Below are 17,004 nucleotides of genomic sequence, written 5' to 3' on the forward strand. Positions count from 1 at the left end.
GGCTTAGATGTCAAGGAACACCGTTTCCTTGTCGCCCTGGAGGTGGATATCGAAGACATAGGCATCGCCCTCGCGCGCGGCGATGAGGGTCGCCACGCGATGACGGTGCTCGATGCGGGCGAGCACGGGATCCTCCGCATTGGCCTGTTCTTCGTCGGCAAAATACATGCGCGTGTTGAGCCCCAGATTGATGCCGCGTGCGACAATCCAGAAGCTGATGTGCGGGGCCATCAGTCGGCCGTCCTTGAACGGGGCGCGGCCGGGCTTGATGGTCTCGAAGACGCATTCGCCCGAAACCATGTCGGGGGCCTTGCGGCCCCAACTGGTGAAATTGGGATCGGCGGCACCGCGCAACTCGGACGGCGAGTTGTAGAGGCCAGCGGCATCGGCCTGCCAGATCTCGATCAACGCGTCCTTGAGCGGGGTGCCGGTGCCGTCGAGCACCCGGGCACGCACGGTGATGCGCTCGCCCTTGGTCTTGGCGTTGACCATTTCGGTGCCGAGGTCTTTTTCGAAGACGCCCGGTATGCCGCAGAAATTGGGCGTCAGGCCGATATGGACGTATGGACCTGCGGTCTGCGAGGGGCTTTCCTTGAGCCGATTGAGAGCCTGAACCATCAGTTGCCCTCCAGGCGGTTTTCAAACAGCGACGAACGGCGGCCGCGCAGCACGATGTCGAACTTGTAGGCGCGCGCGTCCATCGGGATTGTGGCTTGCATGTCCAGCGCTGCGACCAGCATCTCGATCGCAGCGCGATCTGGGATCGTCTTGACGATCGGGCACTGCCAGATCATCGGGTCGCCCTCGAAATACATCTGGGTGATGAGGCGCTGGGCAAAGCCGTGGCCGAAGACCGAAAAGTGGATGTGCGCCGGGCGCCAGTCGTTGATACCGTTCGGCCAGGGATAGGGTCCCGGCTTGATGGTGCGGAAAGCGTAGGAACCGTCCTCGTCGGTGATGGCGCGGCCGCAGCCACCGAAATTCGGGTCGAGGGCGGCGATGTAGCCCTCCTTCTTGTGGCGGTAACGGCCGCCGGCATTGGCCTGCCAGAACTCGAGCAGCGCCCCCGGCACCCCCTTGCCGCGCTCGTCGAGCACGCGTCCATAAACAATGATGCGTTCGCCAATCGCGCTCTCACCTGCTTTGGCGAAGTTATGGATCAGGTCGTTGTCGAGTTCACCCAGCATGTTGTGGCCGAAGACCGGACCGGTGATCTCGGAAATGGTGTTGTCGAGCGACAGGAGCGCTTTTTGCGGCGAGCGCAGCACCGAGGTCTTGTAGGTCGGCGTGAAGGCCGGCGGGTGCCAGTCGCGGTCGCGCTGGAAAAAGGCGCCCGTCTCGGGCTTGCGGTGGGAACTGGGATCAGTGGTCATCGGACTTGCCTGCATCCATTTCGGCGAAGACGTGCTTGGCGATCTTGATGGCGCGATTGGCCGCCGGCACGCCTGCGTAGATCGCCACGTGCAGGAAGGCCTCACAGATGTCTTCGCGCGACGCCCCGGTGTTGACGGTGGCGCGCACATGCATCGCCACCTCCTCGTCATGGCCGAGCGCTGCCAGCAGCGCCAGCGTGACCATTGAGCGCTCGCGTTTGCTCCAGGTCGGGCGCGCCCACACCGTGCCCCAGGCGGCCTCGGTGATCAGCTCCTGGAACGGCCGGTCGAAATCGGTCGAGGCCGTTTCGGCGCGGTCGACATGGGCATCGCCGAGCACGGAGCGTCGAACGGCGAGACCTTCGCGATACCTGGTCGAGGCTGGCGCCGATGGGTTCATTGTCAGTTCACTCCAGTGGAAGGCGGGCAACGAAGCGCCGCATGAGGGCGACCAGCGCTTCCGGCTGCTCGACACAAGGGATGTGGCCGGCGCCGTCGATGATCTTGAAACGCGAACCCGGGATGAGATCGGCCATCGAGCGCACCAGTGCCGGCGGCGTCGAGCCGTCCTGGTCGCCGACGACGCAAAGGGTCGGCACCGATATCGCCTTGGCGGCTTCGGTGTAGTCGGCGTCGCGCAGCGCAGCACAGGTTCCGGCGTAGCCGGCGAGCGGCTGGCGCACCAGCATGTTGCGGTAGCCGGTCAGGTCAGCCCCACGCTTTTCATGGAATTCCGGCGTGAACCACAGCTTGAGGACGCCATCGGCAATGGGGCCGATCCCGTCCTTTTCGACAGCGGCGATGCGGGTGTTCCAGGATTCGGTCGTGCCGATCTTGTGGGCGGTATCGCAAAGGATGAGCGCGCTCACCAGATCGGGGCGCCTGGCATAAAGGCCCTGCGCGATCAGCCCGCCGACCGACAGGCCGCAGATGATGGCGTTCTTGACCTTGAGATGATCGAGCAGGCCAGCGAGATCGCCGACATGGTCGTCCATCGAATAGGGAGCCGTGCCGATGTCGGATAGACCATGGCCGCGCTTGTCATAGGTGACGATGGGAAAATCGCCGGCAAGGCGGACGATGACGTCGCGCCAGATGCGGAAATCAGTGCCCAGCGAATTGGCGAAGACGATGACCGGCTTGTCCGCGGGCCCGCCGATGAGCTGGTGGTGCAGCGTGATGCCGCCGATGTCTGTGAACTGCACTCGATTTCTCCTCGTGATGACAGTGAATGAGTTGTTTGGTTTGGTAAAATGATATTTTGTGGCCTTCTCTTAACTGCTGGGTTATGAAAAGCCATGATCGAAAGCCGTGTCAGGTTCCGCCACCTCCAGACTTTCCTAGAAGTCGCGCGCCAGAAAAGCGTGGTCAAGGCGGCCGGGCTTTTGAATGTCAGCCAGCCGGCGGTGACCAAGACGATCCGCGAACTGGAAGAAGCGCTCGGCGTTTCGGTGTTCGAGCGCGACGGACGCGGCATCAAGATCACCCGCTCGGGCGAAGTGTTCATGCAGCATGCCGGCATGGCGATCACTGCGCTCAGGCAAGGCATCGATTCGGTTGCCAATTCACGCGCCGAAGGCGCTCCACCGATCCGCATCGGCGCGCTGCCGACGGTTTCAGCGCATATCATGCCGCGCGCGATGACCCTTTTCCTCAGCGAAAATACCGGCGGCACGATCAAGATCGTCACCGGCGAGAACGCGGTGCTGCTTGAACAGCTCAGGCTCGGCGAACTCGACCTCGTTGTCGGACGCCTGGCGGCACCCGAGAAGATGACCGGCTTTTTCTTCGAACACCTCTATTCCGAGCAGGTGGTGTTTGTGGTGCGCGCCGGCCACCCGCTGCTCAAGGCAGACCAGGACGTGTTCGAGCGGCTGAGCGAATTTCCGCTTTTGATGCCGACACGCGGCTCGATCATCCGGCCCTTTGTCGAACGTTTCTTCATCACCAATGGCGTAGCCTCGATCCCAACCGAGATCGAGACGGTTTCGGACGCCTTCGGCCGCGCCTTCGTACGCCAGAGCGACGCGGTGTGGATCATCTCGCACGGTGTTGTCAGCGACGACATCAAGGCCGGCACGCTGAAGATGCTGCCGGTCGACACCTCGGAGACACGCGGGCCGGTGGGGCTGACCATGCGCACCGACACGCAGCCCTCGCCCGCGTTTTCGATCCTGCTCAAGACCATTCGCGAGGCAGCCGCCGAGCGCGGCTGAAAGCGGCCGCCATTCGTCGTGCCCCCTCGCAATGGGGGGATGCATCCGCTACATACGCTTCAAGCTTGGAATGAGGATGAGATGGCCGAGAAAACCGAAGGGCGAAAGACGATCGTATTGACCGGAGCCAGCCGCGGTATCGGCCATGCGACGGTGAAGCGCTTTTCGCGCGAAGGCTGGCGCGTCATCACCTGCTCGCGCCAGGCATTTTCCGACGACTGCCCGTGGCCAGCCGGCCCGGACGATCACATCAAGGTCGACCTCGCCGACCAGGGCGACGTCGGCAGCGCTGTTTCGGAAATCCGCCAGCGGCTGGAAAAAGAAGGCGGCATGCTGCACGCATTGGTCAACAATGCCGGCATTTCGCCCAAGCACCAGGGCGGCGGCCGGATGAACTCGATAGACACGCCGATGCATGTCTGGCGCGACGTGTATCAGGTCAATTTGCTGGCCCCGATCATGCTCGCGCGCGGCCTGTTCAAGGAACTGGCGGCGGCAAAAGGTTCGGTGGTCAACGTGACCTCGATCGCTGGAACCCGCGTTCATCCTTTCGCCGGCACTGCCTATGCGACGTCCAAGGCGGCACTTGGCGCGCTGACGCGCGAGATGGCGGCCGACTTCGGCCCGCACGGCATCCGCGTCAATGCGATCGCGCCCGGCGAGATCGACACAGCGATCCTGTCACCCGGCACCGACAAGATCGTCGAGACCATCCCGATGCGCCGGCTGGGCCTGACCTCCGAGGTCGCGGACATCATCTATTTCTTGTGCTCGGGCCAGGCGTCCTACGTCACCGGCTCCGAAATCCACATCAATGGCGGCCAACACGTCTGAGCACTTTGTAGTCCGACAGAACGAAAACGCCCGCCGGATCGCTCCGGCGGGCGTTTTGATTTGGTGGCCTGAGATCAGGCCTTGATCTGCTTGGCTGCCTGATCGAGCGACAGTTCGACCGCATCAAAGATGGTGTCGACCTGCTTTTCGTTGATGATCAGCGGCGGGCAGAAGGCCAGCGCGTCGCCCATGTTGCGGGAGATGACGCCGTTCTGCTGCAGGATGCCGTTGACGAGGCCGCCGAGCGCGCCGGCGTTGCCCCATGGCGCCTTGGTCGCCTTGTCGGTGACCAATTCGATGGCGCCGATCAGCGCGACACCGCGGACTTCGCCGATGAGATCGTGCGAGGTCAGTTCGCCCAGACGCTTTTGCATGTGGGCGCCGACTTCGCGGGCGTTGTCGACCAGGTTGCGCTCTTCGATGATGTTGATATTTTCGATCGCGACGGCCGCAGCGACTGGGTGGCCGCCAGCGGTGAAGCCATGGCCGAAAGTGCCGATACGGTTGCTCTCGTCGGCGATCGGCTCGAACACCTTGTCATTGATCAGCATGGCCGAAATCGGCAGGTAGGACGACGAGATCTGCTTCGACATGACCATGATGTCGGGCTTCATGGCGTAGGTTTCGGTGCCGAACATCTTGCCGGTGCGGCCGAAACCGCAGATGACTTCGTCGGCGACGAGCAGAATGTCGTATTTCTGCAGAACGGCCTGGATCTTCTCCCAGTAGCCGGCCGGCGGCACGACGACGCCACCCGCACCCATGACCGGTTCGCCAAAGAAGGCGGCAATGGTCTCGGGGCCTTCGGCCAGGATCAGCTTTTCGAGATCGTCAGCCAACCGCGTCGAGAATTCCTGCTCCGTTTCGCCTGGCAGCGCCTCGCGCCAGTGGTGCGGCGACGAGGTGTGCAACACGTTGGCGATCGGCAGGTCGAAGGACAGGTGGTTGTTGGGCAGGCCGGTGAGGCTGGCCGAAGCGATGGTGACGCCGTGATAGGCACGCTTGCGGGAGATGATCTTCTTGCGCTGCGGCTGGCCGAGCGCATTGGAGCGGAACCAGATCATCTTCATGGCCGTGTCATTGGCCTCGGATCCGGAATTGGTGAAGAACGCCTTGCTCATCGGCACCGGCGCCATGGTGACCAGCTTCTCAGCCAGGTCGATCAGTGGCGAGTGACCCTTGTGGGTGAAGTTGTGGTAGAAGGGCAGCTTGGACATCTGCTTGGTTGCGGCATCGACAAGGCGCTGCTCGGAGAAGCCGACGCCGACGCTCCACAGGCCCGACATCGCCTCGATGTAGCGCTTGCCCGAAATGTCCTCGACATAGATGCCGTCGCCTTTTTCGATGATCAGCGGGCCGACTTCCTGATGCCGGCGGGCATTGGTGTAGGCGTGCATGTGGTATTTCTTGTCGCGCGCCTCGGGCGAATTGGGCTGGCTGTCCATGATGAGTTCCTCTGCTCGGGTGGCTTTCGCGGGCGTGCTTGCTATCCGCGTTCAATCGATCCGGCCAGTCCATGGCCGCTCTTGCAAAATCCGAATTTTGCTGTTTGATGCATCATGTTTTTCCGACACAGGACTGTCAAGGGCCAGCGCAGGCCCGCAAGCAGGCCACGCCTGTCGGCAGGATCGGGCAGCGATGAACGAGAATTTCGGCCTACAGGTGGTGGAACACGACAATCTCGGCGAGATTGTCTACGCCCAGCTGTCTGACGCGCTGATCAAGGGGCGCTTTGCGCCAGACGCCCGGCTGACCATTCGCGATCTCGCGCAATCGCTCGGCACCTCCGTGACACCGGTGCGCGACGCCATCCTGCGGCTGATCCAGGACGAGGCGCTTGTGCAGAAATCGGCGCGCGAGGTGCGCGTGCCTGTGATGACGCTGGAGCGCTATCTCGAAATCCGCCAGATCAGGATGAAGCTCGAGGGGTTGGCCGCCCGCGAGGCAGCACTCAAGGCCGAGGCCAAGGACATAGCCCGCCTGCGCGACCTGATAATGCGCAACGAACAGGCAATCGCCTCCCAGGACTGGGCGACAGCGCTCGAACTCAACCAGACCTTCCATTTCGCCCTTGCCCAGATCGCCAACATGACGGTGCTGCGCGGCATCCTCAACCGGCTGTGGCTGCAGATGGGGCCGATGATCGCGGCGTCGTACGAGCACGGCGGACGGGCGATGATCGACCAGCATCATGTGATCCTCGCCGCCATCGAAGCCCGCGACGCCGACAAGGCCGAACGCGCCATCGTCGACGATATCAGGGGCGCAAGCTCATTCATCATCGACCAGCTCGCCGCTCTGAAGCCGGCCGGGAGTGCCGCCTGAGATGGACACGGTAGACTGCATCATCGCCGGCGCCGGAGTCATCGGCCTTGCCGTTGCGCGCGAACTTAGCCGGCTTGGCATGGAAACTGTTATCATCGAGGCGGCAGATGCCATCGGCACCGAGACCAGCTCGCGCAACTCGGAGGTGATCCACGCCGGTATCTATTACCCCGCCGGCAGCCTGAAGGCGAAGCTCTGTGTCGAAGGCCGGGCGAAGCTCTATGCCTATGCCGACGAACGCAACATCCCGCACAAGCGTTGTGGCAAGCTAATCGTGGCGACGCTGCCCGAGCAGGTGGCGATGCTTGCAGGCATCATCGACAAAGCCAAAGCGTGCGGCGTCGATGACCTCGTCATGCTGAGCGCTGCCGAAGCGACTGCCATGGAGCCGAGGCTGACGTGCACTGCCGCCGTGCTGTCGCCCTCGACCGGCATCGTCGACAGCCACGCGTTGATGCTGGCGCTGCTCGGCGAGGCCGAGGAGTGTGGCTCATATCTGAGCCTCAACACCGAGATCGTGTCGGGACGGGTCGAAGCTGATCGTTTCGTGCTGCAAACGCATGACCGCAGCACCGGCAGCGACTACGAGATCGCTGCTCGCCATTTCGTCAACGCAGCCGGGCTCGGCGCGAACGCACTCGCCAGCAGGCTCGACGGCCTCAATCCGCAATTCGTGCCAAAGCTTCTGATGGCGCGCGGCAATTATTTCTCGGTCACAGGCAAACGAGCCTTTTCCAGGCTGATCTATCCGGTGCCCGAGCCGGGCGGGCTTGGCGTGCACCTGACAATCGACCTCAATGGTGGCATGCGCTTCGGCCCCGACGTCGAGTGGATCGAAGAAAAGGACTACGCGGTCAATCCTCGTCGCGCCGACCATTTCTATGGCGAGATCCGCAAATACTGGCCCGACCTCGCCGACGGCAGCTTGAGCCCGACCTATAGCGGAATCCGCCCCAAGCTCTCGGCCCCCGGCGAGCCTGCGGCCGACTTCGTCATCCAGGGTCCGGAAAGCCATGGCGTCAAAAACCTGGTCAACCTGTTCGGCATCGAAAGCCCGGGACTGACCTCGTCGCTGGCGATCGCTGAACTGGTGGCACAAAGACTTGCGCCAACCTATCTCTAGCCAAGCCTCCCAGACTCGCGTCTAGGCCAGCACCGACGCAAGCCCCCGCCCAATCCTCACGACGACTCAGCAAGGACACAAAATGTACCCGGAAGTGAAACTGTTCATCGACGGCAAATGGACGGCTGCTGAAGGCGGCAAGACCATCGACGTCTATAATCCCGCGACCAACGAGGTGATCGGCAAGGTCGCTTCGGCCGGCAAGGGCGACCTCGACCGGGCACTCGCCGCCGCCGAACGCGGCTTCAAGGTGTGGCGCAAGGTCTCGCCGTTCGAGCGCAGCAAAGTGTTGCGTCGCGCCGCAGAGCTGATGCGCGAACGCGCCGACGCGATCGCAGCGCTGATGACGCAGGAACAGGGCAAGCCGGTCGGCGAAGCCAAGATGGAGATACTGTCCTCGGCCGACCTGTTCGACTGGTTCGCCGAAGAAGGCCGCCGCACCTATGGCCGCGTCATTCCGGCCCGCGCTCCGGGTATCCAGCAGCTCGTCGTCAAAGAGCCTGTCGGCCCGGTGGCGGYGTTCACGCCGTGGAACTTCCCGGTGTCGCAGGCGGTGCGCAAGATCGGCGCGGCTCTCGCCACCGGTTGCTCGATCATCGTCAAGCCGCCGGAAGAAACGCCTGCCTCGCCAGCTTGCCTCGGCGACATCTTCAGGGATGCCGGCCTGCCCGACGGCGTGCTCAATCTTGTCTATGGCAATCCGCCTGAAATTTCGGGGTATCTCGTGCCGCATCCGGTGATCCGCAAGGTGTCGTTCACCGGTTCGGTGCCGGTCGGCAAACATCTGGCAGCCCTTGCCGGCACGCATATGAAGCGTGCGACGATGGAACTCGGTGGCCATGCGCCGGCGATGGTGTTCGACGACGCCGACATCGATGCCGCAGCAGCAACGCTCGCCGCCTCGAAATTCCGCAATGGCGGCCAGGTCTGCGTGTCGCCGACGCGCTTCCTGATCCAGGAAGGCTCCTACGACCGCTTCCTCGGCAAGTTCGTCGAACATGCCAAGGCGGTGAAGGTCGGCGATGGTCTCGACGCCAGCAGCCGCATGGGCCCGCTGGTCAACGAACGCCGTCTGGAAGCCGTCGAAAAGCTGATCAATGAAGCCGTCGCCGACGGCGCCAAGATCGAGACCGGCGGCAAGCGCATCGGCAACAAAGGCTCCTATTTCGAGCCGACGGTGCTGTCAGGCCTGCGCACCGACATGCGCRYSATGAACGAGGAGCCCTTCGGCCCGGTCGCTTTGGTTGTGCCGTTCAAGAGCTTCGACGATGTCGTGACTGAGGCCAACCGCCTGCCCTACGGGCTTGCGGCCTATGCCTTCACCAAGTCGAACAAGACGGTGACGGACCTCGGCGCCGAGATCGAGACCGGCATGCTGACGATCAATCATCTGGGCCTGGCGCTGCCGGAAACGCCGTTCGGCGGCATCAAGGACAGCGGCTATGGCTCGGAAGGCGGATCGGAAGCGCTCGAGGCCTATCTGGTCACCAAATTCGTGACCCAGGCAGCCGTCTAGGCGGCATTCAAGCCGGCGCCCAAAAGGGCGTCGGCTTTTCTTCACGACGTCTTCGGCCGCTTCGACTGCAAGATGTTGCGGATCGAAAAGCTCGAATGGATGCGAGCGAGCCCCGGCAGCGCCGACAGAATCTCCTTGTGCACGCGCTCGAAATCGGCGGCACTCGCCACCTCTACGCGCAAGAAATAATCAGAGTCGCCGGTCATCAGGTAGCACTCCTTGATCTCGGGATAGCGCCGCACCGCAAGCTCGAAGCGGTTGAAATATTCCTCGGTCTGCCGCTCCAGCGTGATCTGGACGATGACGGCGATGCCCTCGTCGGCGGCGGCGTTGCCGATGATCGCGGTATAGCCACGGATCACGCCTTCCTGCTCCAGCAATTGCACCCGCCGCAGGCATGCCGATGCCGACAGCCCGACCTCAGCCGCCAGCTTGGCGTTGCTGACGCGCGCATTGGCACGCAACGCCCGGATGATGCCACGGTCGATAGCATCCAGAGAGGACATCGCATTTCCTTTCAAATCACCGAAGAAAATTTCAATTCATCGTCGTTGTTCGCACAAGCTTCGTCACATTGGCAAGATTTCCGCCGATCATTGCGGTATTCTCTTGGCTTGGTGAGGACCGTTTTCCGGAAATGAACATGAGTGCGCAAAGCGACATCGAAAGCCGTGCGGCTTGTGGCGTGCTGACCATTGATCTGGCAGCGCTTGCGGCGAATTACGAGCATCTGTGCCGGCAAACCGCGCCCGGCAAGGCCGCAGCGGTGGTCAAGGCCGACGCCTATGGGCTCGGCGTGGCGGAGGTCGCACCCGTGCTCTACGACGCCGGCTGCCGCGACTTCTTCGTCGCGCATTTCATCGAGGCAGTCAGGCTGAAGCCTCACCTCGCCGCCGACGCACGCATCCTCGTGCTCAACGGTCTTTTGCCGGGCAGCGAGAATGATTGCGCCGACCTCGGCATCGTCCCGGTGCTGAACTCGCTCGCGCAGGTCGCCAACTGGTCGGCGACGGCCAAGGCGCGCGGCACGACCTTGCCGGCGGCGGTCCAGGCCGACACGGGCATGTCGCGGCTCGGGCTGGAGCAGGCGGAGGCCGACATACTGCTCGCCGAGCCTGCGCGCCTCGAAGGCATCCATGTCGACATCATCATGAGCCACCTTGCCTGCGGCGACGAGCCTGCGCATGGCGCCAATGCCCGGCAGTTGGCCCGCATGGGCCTCGTCCGCAGCCGCTTCCCCGACACCAAGCTGTCCTTTGCCAATTCGGCCGGCATCTTCCTCGGTGAAGACTATCGCGGCGACCTAGCACGTCCGGGAATCGCACTTTATGGCGGTGCGCCGTACTCCGGGAGCGGCAATCCGATGCGGCCAGTGGTGCGGCTCGAGGTCGGCGTGGTGCAGACCCGCACCGTCCCAGTGGATACCGAGATCGGCTATGGCGCGAGCTTCATTGCCAAGTCGGAGATGCGGCTAGCCACCATCGCCGCCGGCTATGCCGATGGGCTGCCGCGCCATCTCAGCAATTCGGGCGCTGCCTATTTCGGCGACGTGCGCCTGCCGATCGTCGGCCGCGTGTCGATGGACAGCATCATTCTCGATGTCACCGCTTTGGCGCCTGGCACGCTCAAGCTCGGCGACATGGTCGAACTCATCGGCCCGCACCAGACGCTTGAGATGATTGCGGCGGACGCCGGCACCATTTCCTACGAAATCCTGACCAGCCTGGGCCGGCGCTACAATCGCCGCTACCTCAGCCCGGCAGCGCGCTAACCACAGGGGCAATCATGCGCATAGTCATTCTCGGTGCCGGTGTCATCGGCGTCACCTCCGCCTACTACCTGGCCAAGGCTGGCCACAAGGTCACCGTGCTTGACCGCCAGTCGGGTCCCGCGCTCGAGACCAGCTTCGGCAATGCCGGCGAGATCTCGCCCGGCTACGCCTCGCCCTGGGCAGCACCCGGCATCCCGCAAAAGGCGATGAAGTGGCTGTTCATGAAGCACGCGCCACTGATCATCCAGCCGATGCTGGACATGTCGACCTGGCGCTGGGTGACGGCGATGTTGCGCAACTGCACCTCGTCGCGCTACGCGCTCAACAAGAGCCGCATGGTCAGGCTCGCCGAATACAGCCGCGACTGCCTGATTGCGCTGCGCGAAGACACCGGCATCGAATACGACCACCGCACGCAAGGCACGCTGCAGCTGTTCCGCTACCAGAAGCAACTCGACGGCATGGCCAAGGACATCGAGGTGCTGCAGAGCGACGGCGTGCCTTTCGAGGTGCTGGATGCCTCGGGCTGCGTTGCCGCCGAGCCGGGCCTGGCACCAGTGCGCGAAAAGGTTGCCGGCGGCCTGCGCCTGCCCAATGACGAGACCGGCGACTGCTTCAAGTTCACCAACGAACTGGCGAAGCTCGCGGAAGGCCTCGGCGTCGAGTTCCGCTTCGGCGTCAAGCTCGAGGGCCTGCGCCAGCAAGGCAACCGCATCGTCGCCGTCAGCACCTCGGAAGGCGAGGTCGAGGCCGACATGTTCGTCGGCGCTCTCGGTAGTTTCACGCCGGCTTTCGTCAAGCCGCTCGGGCTCAACGTGCCGGTCTATCCGGTGAAGGGCTATTCGATCACCGTGCCGATAGTCGACGAGGCGCGCGCGCCGGTCTCCACCGTCATGGACGACACCTACAAGATCGCGATCACCCGCCTCGGCGACCGCATCCGCGTCGGCGGCATGGCCGAGATCGCCGGCTTCAACACCGATCTGTCGCCGTCGCGCAAGGCAACGCTGCAGTTCTCGGTCGAGGACCTGTTCGGCGGCGCCGGCGACCAGAGCCGCGCCACCTTCTGGAGTGGGCTCAGGCCGATGACGCCGGATGGCACGCCGGTCATCGGGCGCACGAAGTTCGACAACTTCTACCTCAACACCGGCCACGGCACACTGGGCTGGACSATGGCCTGCGGCTCGGGYCGCGTGCTSGCCGACATGATCGGTGGAAACCGCCCAGAGATCGACGTCGCCGACCTTTCGCTGTCGCGCTACGCGTAAAGCAGAGAGCTGGGCCGGCTTGCTTCGGCCCAGCTACTCCGCGGCCTTGAGCTCCTTTTTGCTCTCGACCGGTTCCGGCTCAACCTTCTTCGCGCCCGCGAAGATCTGCTGCGTCCAGGCGCCAAGCCGCTCCATGTAGAGATAAAGCACCGGCGTGACGAACAGTGTCAGCGTCTGCGACACGACGAGCCCGCCGACGACCGCGATGCCGAGCGGCTGGCGCAACTCAGCGCTGGCGCCAGTGCCCAGCGCGATGGGCAAGGTGCTCATCATCGCGGCGAATGTCGTCATCATGATCGGGCGAAACCGCATCAGGCAGGCCTTGTGAATGGCCTGCGCCGGCGCCATCCCGTCGCGCTGCAAGGTGAGCGCGACGTCGATCATCATGATCGCATTCTTCTTGACGATGCCGATCAGCATCAGAAGCCCGATAACGGCAATCACCGACAGATCGAAGCCAAGCCAGGAAAGCGCGAGCAGCGCGCCGACCGCCGCCGCAGGCAGACCGGAGAGGATGGTCAGCGGGTGGATGAAGCTCTCATAGAGCATGCCGAGCACGACATAGATGGTCAGGATTGCGCCAAGGATCAGCAGGCCCTGGTTGGCGGCGGCATCCTGGAAAGTCTTGGCCGTACCATAGTAGCTAGTGGTGACATTCGGCGGCATGCCGATCTGGGCCTTGAGCTTGTCGATCTCGGCGATGCTGTCGCCCAGGGCGACCTTGTCAGGCAGGTTGTAGGAGATGGTAACGGCGGGAAGCTGCCCTAGCTGGTTGACCGTCAGGGCACCCGCGACGCTTTCGATATGCGAATACGCGCTCAAGGGGATCAGCGTACCGTTGGCGCCGGCGACCTCGATGCCCGACAGACGTTCGGGAGTCCAGTCGATCTTCGGGTCGACCTCCATGATCACGTCGTAGCTATCGCTCGTTGTGTAGATGGTCGAAACCTGCTGCGTGCCGAAGCCGCCATAGAGCGTCGAGCGCAGCACGTCGGCCGTGATCCCGAGCGAAGCGGCCTTGTCGCGGTCGATGACGAGTTGCGCCTGAAGCGCATTGTTCTGCAGGTCGGAGCTGACATCGGCGAAAACGGTCCTTTCGGCTGTCATCGCGTCAGTCAGCTTCTGCGCCCACTGGTTCATCAGCCTTTCATCCAGGCTCTGGACAACCAGCTGGTACTGGCTGGCCGAGGCGCGCGCACCAACCGACAGGTTCTGCACCGGCGACATGAAGGCCTGTATTCCCGCTATCGGAGCCAATTGCCGGCGCAGCTCGACAAGTACCTGCTGCAGAGGCGGGCGCTCGGTCTTGGGCTTCAGTTCGACAAAAAGCCGGGCCGAGTTCATTGCACCTGAACCGCCGCCACCGCCGCCGACGTTGGAGGCGACATGGGCGACATAGGGCGATTTGGCGAAAACATCCGCAACCTGGGCCTGGAGTCCCTTCATCGCATCAAAGGAGATATCCTGGCGCGCCAGCGTCGTGACCTGAAGCTGGCTGATGTCTTCGAGCGGGAAAAAGCCCTTCGGCATGGTTTGCAGCTGATAGACGGTCATGCCGATCGTGCACAGGAAGATCGCGAAAACGAACGGGTGGAAGCGGAAGCAAAGCTTGAGCAATCTGTCGTAGCCGCGCAGGACCGCTTCGAAGCCGCGCTCGAGCATGCCGCCGAGCCCTGTATCGCTGTGCGAGGCGATCGGGAGCCGTGACGCCAGCATCGGCGTCAGCGTCAGCGAAACGAAGGCCGAGGCCAATATGGCGACGACGACCACGATGGCGAATTCGTAGAATATCTTGCCGATCACGCCGCCCATCAAAAGGACGGGGATGAACACCGCCACAAGCGAAAGCGAAATCGCAATGATGGTGAAGCCGATTTCGCGCGAGCCCTTCAGGGCGGCTTCAAACGCGCTTTCGCCATTCTCCTCTATATGACGGACGATATTTTCCAGCATGACGATGGCGTCGTCGACCACCAGCCCGACAGAAAGCGTCAGAGCCATCAGCGAGATGTTGTCGATGGAAAAGCCGAAGAGATACATGACGCCGAGCGTCGCGATCAGCGAAATCGGCACGGCAAGTGCCGGGATGAGCGTCGCCCAAATCCGGCGCAGGAAGATGAAAATCACCAAAATGACCAGCGCGATCGTCAAGCCAAGCGTGAACTGCACGTCGCTGACAGCGGCCCGTACCGATACGGCGCGATCGTTGAGGGTCTCGATCGAGGCCGATGCCGGCAATTCGCTGCGGAAAGTCGGCAGCATCGCCCTGACCCTGTCGACAACTGCGACCGTGTTGGCATTCGGCTGACGCTGCACGGCGAGAAGGATGGCGCGCGTGCCGTCATGCCAGCTTGCGGTCTGGGTGTTGGCGACAGAATCGATCACCCGCGTGACGTCGCCGAGCCGAACCGGCTTGCCGCCACTGCTGGAGATGATGAGATTGGCAAATTCCGCCGCGTTGTCGAGTTGGGTATTGGCAACGATGGTCAGCTGCTGCTGGTTGTTTTGCAACGTCCCCAGGGGCGCGTTCGAATTGGCCGCCGCGATCGCGGTCGAGAGCTGGGCGGTCGAGATTCCACGCGCGGCAAGCGCATTGGCATCGACCTGGATGCGCACCGCAAATTGCTGACTGCCGTAGATCGAGACCTGCGCGACGCCGTCGAGCGTCGACAATGACGGCGAGATCACCTGCTGGGCAAAAGCGTCGAGATCGGTAAGCGGCACGACGTCGCTCTTAAGCGCCAGCAACAAGATCGGGGCATCGGCTGGATTGACCTTGCGATAGCTCGGCGGCGACGGCAGGTCGGCCGGCAGGGCGCGGGCCGAGCGCGCGATCGCGGCCTGCACGTCAGCTGCGGCGGCGTCGATGTTGCGGTTGAGGACGAACTGGATCGAGATCGAGGTCGAACCGAGCGAATTGGTCGTTGAAATGCTGTCGATGCCGGCGATTGTGGCGAACTGCTTGATCAGTGGCGTCGCCACTGATGTGGCCATGGTGTCGGGCGAGGCGCCGGGCAGACTTGCCGAGACGTTGACGACCGGAAAATCCGCCTCGGGCAGCGCTGCCACGGGCAGCTTGGTGTAGGCAAACAGCCCGGCCATCACCAGCGCGATCGACATCAAAAGCGTTGCGACCGGCCGGCGAATGCAGAATTCGGAGATCGTCATTGTTTGCGTCCAGCCGAACCCTGCGGGGCGACATAGGCGGCAGGTTCAACCTGGGGCGCGGTGGAGCTGGTGCCTGCCACCGCCGTCGGCAGCACGGCGGCACCAGGCTTCAGCCGCAACTGTCCTTCGGTCACTACCTGTTCGCCAGGATTGAGACCCGAGGCGATAGCCGACGCTGTGCCTTCGTTGGCCGTGTCCTTGACCGGGCGAAGCTCAACCGTGTTGTCAGGTCGCACGAGCCAAACGAACTGTCCCTGCTGACCGGCCTGCAGGGCCACGGTGGGAATGATCGTTGCATTGGGCAAATCGGCCTGATCGATCTGGATGTCGACATATTGGCCCGGCCAAAGCGCCAGATTGCCGTTGGAGAAGGTGGCGCGCATGGCGATGGTGCCCGACGTCGTATCGACAGCCGAGTCGATGAAATCCAGCGTGCCTGAGGCAATGACTTCGGGACTCGCGCTCCCCAGTGCCTTGACGGTCGGCGCATTGCCGCTGTTCATCAGCTGCCTGAAGGTCGGCAACTCCGATTCCGCAAGGTGAAAGGTCACCTCCAGCGGGTCGACCTGAGTGATGGTAACGAGACCAGTGGTCGTGTTCGACGCGCTGGACGAGTTGCCTACGATGTCGCCGACTGCGATTTGCACGGCGCCCAGTCGCCCCGATATCGGCGCCTTGATCATGGTGTAGTCGAGCTGAACCTGGTCGGCATCGATCGCCGCCTGGTCGCCAGCGACGTTCGCTTGCGCTCCCAGCTGCAACGCCAGGGCCAAGTCATAGGCCTGCTGCGTGCCGGCCTGCTTGCTGGCGAGATCCTTGGCGCGATTCATGTCTGCCGTGGTGCTGACCACCAAGGCATTGTCCTTGGCAAGGGTCGCCTGGTCGCGCGCCAGCTGCGCACGCAACGAACGGTCGTCAAGCGAGATCAACAGGTCGCCGGCCTTCACCATCTGGCCGTCCTTGACGTGGATTTCCGTCACCTGGCTCGATATGCGGGCGCCGACTTCGACCACCGCCGGTGACTGCACGGTGCCAAAAGCTCTCGTCACCACAGGAAATGAGCCGCTTTGTGCCGGCGCGACCGAAACGGCTATCGCGTTGCCGTGCTGCGCTTTTGGATCCGCGCGGGCTGCGCTGCCAGCCTTGCTAGCTCCCTGCTGGGGTGCCTCAAGGCTTGCCATGGCGCCGGCAGCATGCCGTTTGGCCGTATCGATCAATCCCGGAAACAGCAGCAACGCCGCTGCGACGGCAAGTGCCATCGGGACCAATACGGCAGAGCGGAATGTCCACATGAGACAGCTCCTGGGCGCAGGGGGCCATTTCCACGCGCGCCCCGCGACAACACATCTTTCGGCTGCGCCTTACGACGAGCTGTCCCTGCAAATGTAGGAAGCGGATCAGCAGCGGCGA

General features: G+C 63.1%; 15 protein-coding genes. 7 read left to right on the forward strand and 8 right to left on the reverse strand.

Annotated elements, in window-relative coordinates:
* Window positions 1-3: 3 nt before the first annotated feature.
* The 4 genes from pcaG to pcaD are packed head-to-tail and all read right to left on the reverse strand — an operon-like array spanning window position 4 to window position 2,578.
* Window positions 4-618, reverse strand: coding sequence for a protocatechuate 3,4-dioxygenase subunit alpha (pcaG, locus tag AC1DWF_RS02015; protein WP_476788798.1), 615 nt, complete (start codon window positions 616-618; stop codon window positions 4-6).
* The gene (gene pcaH, locus AC1DWF_RS02020) at window positions 618-1,373 is read right to left on the reverse strand and encodes a protocatechuate 3,4-dioxygenase subunit beta (protein ID WP_476804373.1); all 756 of its coding nucleotides are present in this window, start codon (window positions 1,371-1,373) and stop codon (window positions 618-620) included. The genes pcaG and pcaH overlap by 1 nt, the downstream gene beginning before the upstream one ends.
* Window positions 1,363-1,773 (reverse strand): 4-carboxymuconolactone decarboxylase, encoded by a 411-nt coding sequence (gene pcaC, locus AC1DWF_RS02025; protein ID WP_476785325.1) that lies wholly within the window; start codon window positions 1,771-1,773, stop codon window positions 1,363-1,365. The genes pcaH and pcaC overlap by 11 nt, the downstream gene beginning before the upstream one ends.
* A gap of 7 nt (window positions 1,774-1,780) precedes the next feature.
* Window positions 1,781-2,578, reverse strand: coding sequence for a 3-oxoadipate enol-lactonase (gene pcaD / locus AC1DWF_RS02030; RefSeq protein ID WP_476785326.1), 798 nt, complete (start codon window positions 2,576-2,578; stop codon window positions 1,781-1,783).
* Window positions 2,579-2,671: 93 nt separating this feature from the next.
* On the opposite strand from pcaD, the gene pcaQ reads away from it, so the two are divergent.
* Both pcaQ and AC1DWF_RS02040 read left to right on the forward strand, forming a co-directional pair.
* Entirely contained in the window at window positions 2,672-3,589 is a 918-nt protein-coding gene (pcaQ, locus tag AC1DWF_RS02035; protein ID WP_476785327.1) for a pca operon transcription factor PcaQ, read from the forward strand.
* 81 nt (window positions 3,590-3,670) lie between these two features.
* Window positions 3,671-4,423 (forward strand): SDR family NAD(P)-dependent oxidoreductase, encoded by a 753-nt coding sequence (locus AC1DWF_RS02040; protein ID WP_476785328.1) that lies wholly within the window; start codon window positions 3,671-3,673, stop codon window positions 4,421-4,423.
* 74 nt (window positions 4,424-4,497) lie between these two features.
* Here the strand turns inward: AC1DWF_RS02040 and AC1DWF_RS02045 are convergent, their stop codons facing one another.
* Entirely contained in the window at window positions 4,498-5,868 is a 1,371-nt protein-coding gene (locus AC1DWF_RS02045) for an aspartate aminotransferase family protein (RefSeq protein WP_476785329.1), read from the reverse strand.
* Window positions 5,869-6,061: 193 nt separating this feature from the next.
* On the opposite strand from AC1DWF_RS02045, the gene AC1DWF_RS02050 reads away from it, so the two are divergent.
* From AC1DWF_RS02050 to AC1DWF_RS02060, 3 genes are all read left to right on the forward strand, one after another.
* The gene (locus tag AC1DWF_RS02050) at window positions 6,062-6,748 is read left to right on the forward strand and encodes a GntR family transcriptional regulator (RefSeq protein WP_476785330.1); all 687 of its coding nucleotides are present in this window, start codon (window positions 6,062-6,064) and stop codon (window positions 6,746-6,748) included.
* A 1-nt stretch (window position 6,749) separates the two neighbouring features.
* Window positions 6,750-7,871: an NAD(P)/FAD-dependent oxidoreductase gene (locus tag AC1DWF_RS02055; protein WP_476788796.1), complete on the forward strand. Its 1,122-nt coding sequence runs from the start codon at window positions 6,750-6,752 to the stop codon at window positions 7,869-7,871.
* An 82-nt stretch (window positions 7,872-7,953) separates the two neighbouring features.
* Complete coding sequence (locus AC1DWF_RS02060; protein WP_476841412.1) at window positions 7,954-9,387, forward strand: NAD-dependent succinate-semialdehyde dehydrogenase; 1,434 nt, start codon at window positions 7,954-7,956, stop codon at window positions 9,385-9,387.
* Between the two features lie 41 nt (window positions 9,388-9,428).
* On the opposite strand, the gene AC1DWF_RS02065 is transcribed toward AC1DWF_RS02060, so the two are convergent.
* The gene (locus tag AC1DWF_RS02065; protein ID WP_476784874.1) at window positions 9,429-9,893 is read right to left on the reverse strand and encodes an Lrp/AsnC family transcriptional regulator; all 465 of its coding nucleotides are present in this window, start codon (window positions 9,891-9,893) and stop codon (window positions 9,429-9,431) included.
* 131 nt (window positions 9,894-10,024) lie between these two features.
* On the opposite strand from AC1DWF_RS02065, the gene alr reads away from it, so the two are divergent.
* Window positions 10,025-11,158: an alanine racemase gene (alr, locus tag AC1DWF_RS02070; protein ID WP_476784873.1), complete on the forward strand. Its 1,134-nt coding sequence runs from the start codon at window positions 10,025-10,027 to the stop codon at window positions 11,156-11,158.
* Between the two features lie 14 nt (window positions 11,159-11,172).
* The gene (locus AC1DWF_RS02075; protein WP_476788795.1) at window positions 11,173-12,426 is read left to right on the forward strand and encodes a D-amino acid dehydrogenase; all 1,254 of its coding nucleotides are present in this window, start codon (window positions 11,173-11,175) and stop codon (window positions 12,424-12,426) included.
* Window positions 12,427-12,459: 33 nt separating this feature from the next.
* Here the strand turns inward: AC1DWF_RS02075 and AC1DWF_RS02080 are convergent, their stop codons facing one another.
* Both AC1DWF_RS02080 and AC1DWF_RS02085 read right to left on the reverse strand, forming a co-directional pair.
* Complete coding sequence (locus AC1DWF_RS02080) at window positions 12,460-15,594, reverse strand: efflux RND transporter permease subunit (protein WP_476804374.1); 3,135 nt, start codon at window positions 15,592-15,594, stop codon at window positions 12,460-12,462.
* Window positions 15,591-16,886 carry an efflux RND transporter periplasmic adaptor subunit gene (locus tag AC1DWF_RS02085; protein WP_476786334.1) on the reverse strand — a complete coding sequence of 432 codons (1,296 nt, stop codon included), beginning with the start codon at window positions 16,884-16,886 and terminating at the stop codon, window positions 15,591-15,593. The genes AC1DWF_RS02080 and AC1DWF_RS02085 overlap by 4 nt, the downstream gene beginning before the upstream one ends.
* Between the last annotated feature and the right edge of the window lie 118 nt (window positions 16,887-17,004).

The sequence above is a fragment of the Aminobacter sp. P4_D5 genome (assembly GCF_056401815.1).

Coding starts and splice junctions, on each gene's coding strand:
- pcaG (WP_476788798.1), bottom strand. CDS start 618: ATGGTTCAGGCTCTCAATCGGCTCAAGGAAAGCCCCTCGCAGACCGCA.
- pcaH (WP_476804373.1), bottom strand. CDS start 1,373: ATGACCACTGATCCCAGTTCCCACCGCAAGCCCGAGACGGGCGCCTTT.
- pcaC (WP_476785325.1), bottom strand. CDS start 1,773: ATGAACCCATCGGCGCCAGCCTCGACCAGGTATCGCGAAGGTCTCGCC.
- pcaQ (WP_476785327.1), top strand. CDS start 2,672: ATGATCGAAAGCCGTGTCAGGTTCCGCCACCTCCAGACTTTCCTAGAA.
- AC1DWF_RS02040 (WP_476785328.1), top strand. CDS start 3,671: ATGGCCGAGAAAACCGAAGGGCGAAAGACGATCGTATTGACCGGAGCC.
- AC1DWF_RS02045 (WP_476785329.1), bottom strand. CDS start 5,868: ATGGACAGCCAGCCCAATTCGCCCGAGGCGCGCGACAAGAAATACCAC.
- AC1DWF_RS02050 (WP_476785330.1), top strand. CDS start 6,062: ATGAACGAGAATTTCGGCCTACAGGTGGTGGAACACGACAATCTCGGC.
- AC1DWF_RS02055 (WP_476788796.1), top strand. CDS start 6,750: ATGGACACGGTAGACTGCATCATCGCCGGCGCCGGAGTCATCGGCCTT.
- AC1DWF_RS02065 (WP_476784874.1), bottom strand. CDS start 9,893: ATGTCCTCTCTGGATGCTATCGACCGTGGCATCATCCGGGCGTTGCGT.
- alr (WP_476784873.1), top strand. CDS start 10,025: ATGAACATGAGTGCGCAAAGCGACATCGAAAGCCGTGCGGCTTGTGGC.
- AC1DWF_RS02080 (WP_476804374.1), bottom strand. CDS start 15,594: ATGACGATCTCCGAATTCTGCATTCGCCGGCCGGTCGCAACGCTTTTG.
- AC1DWF_RS02085 (WP_476786334.1), bottom strand. CDS start 16,886: ATGTGGACATTCCGCTCTGCCGTATTGGTCCCGATGGCACTTGCCGTC.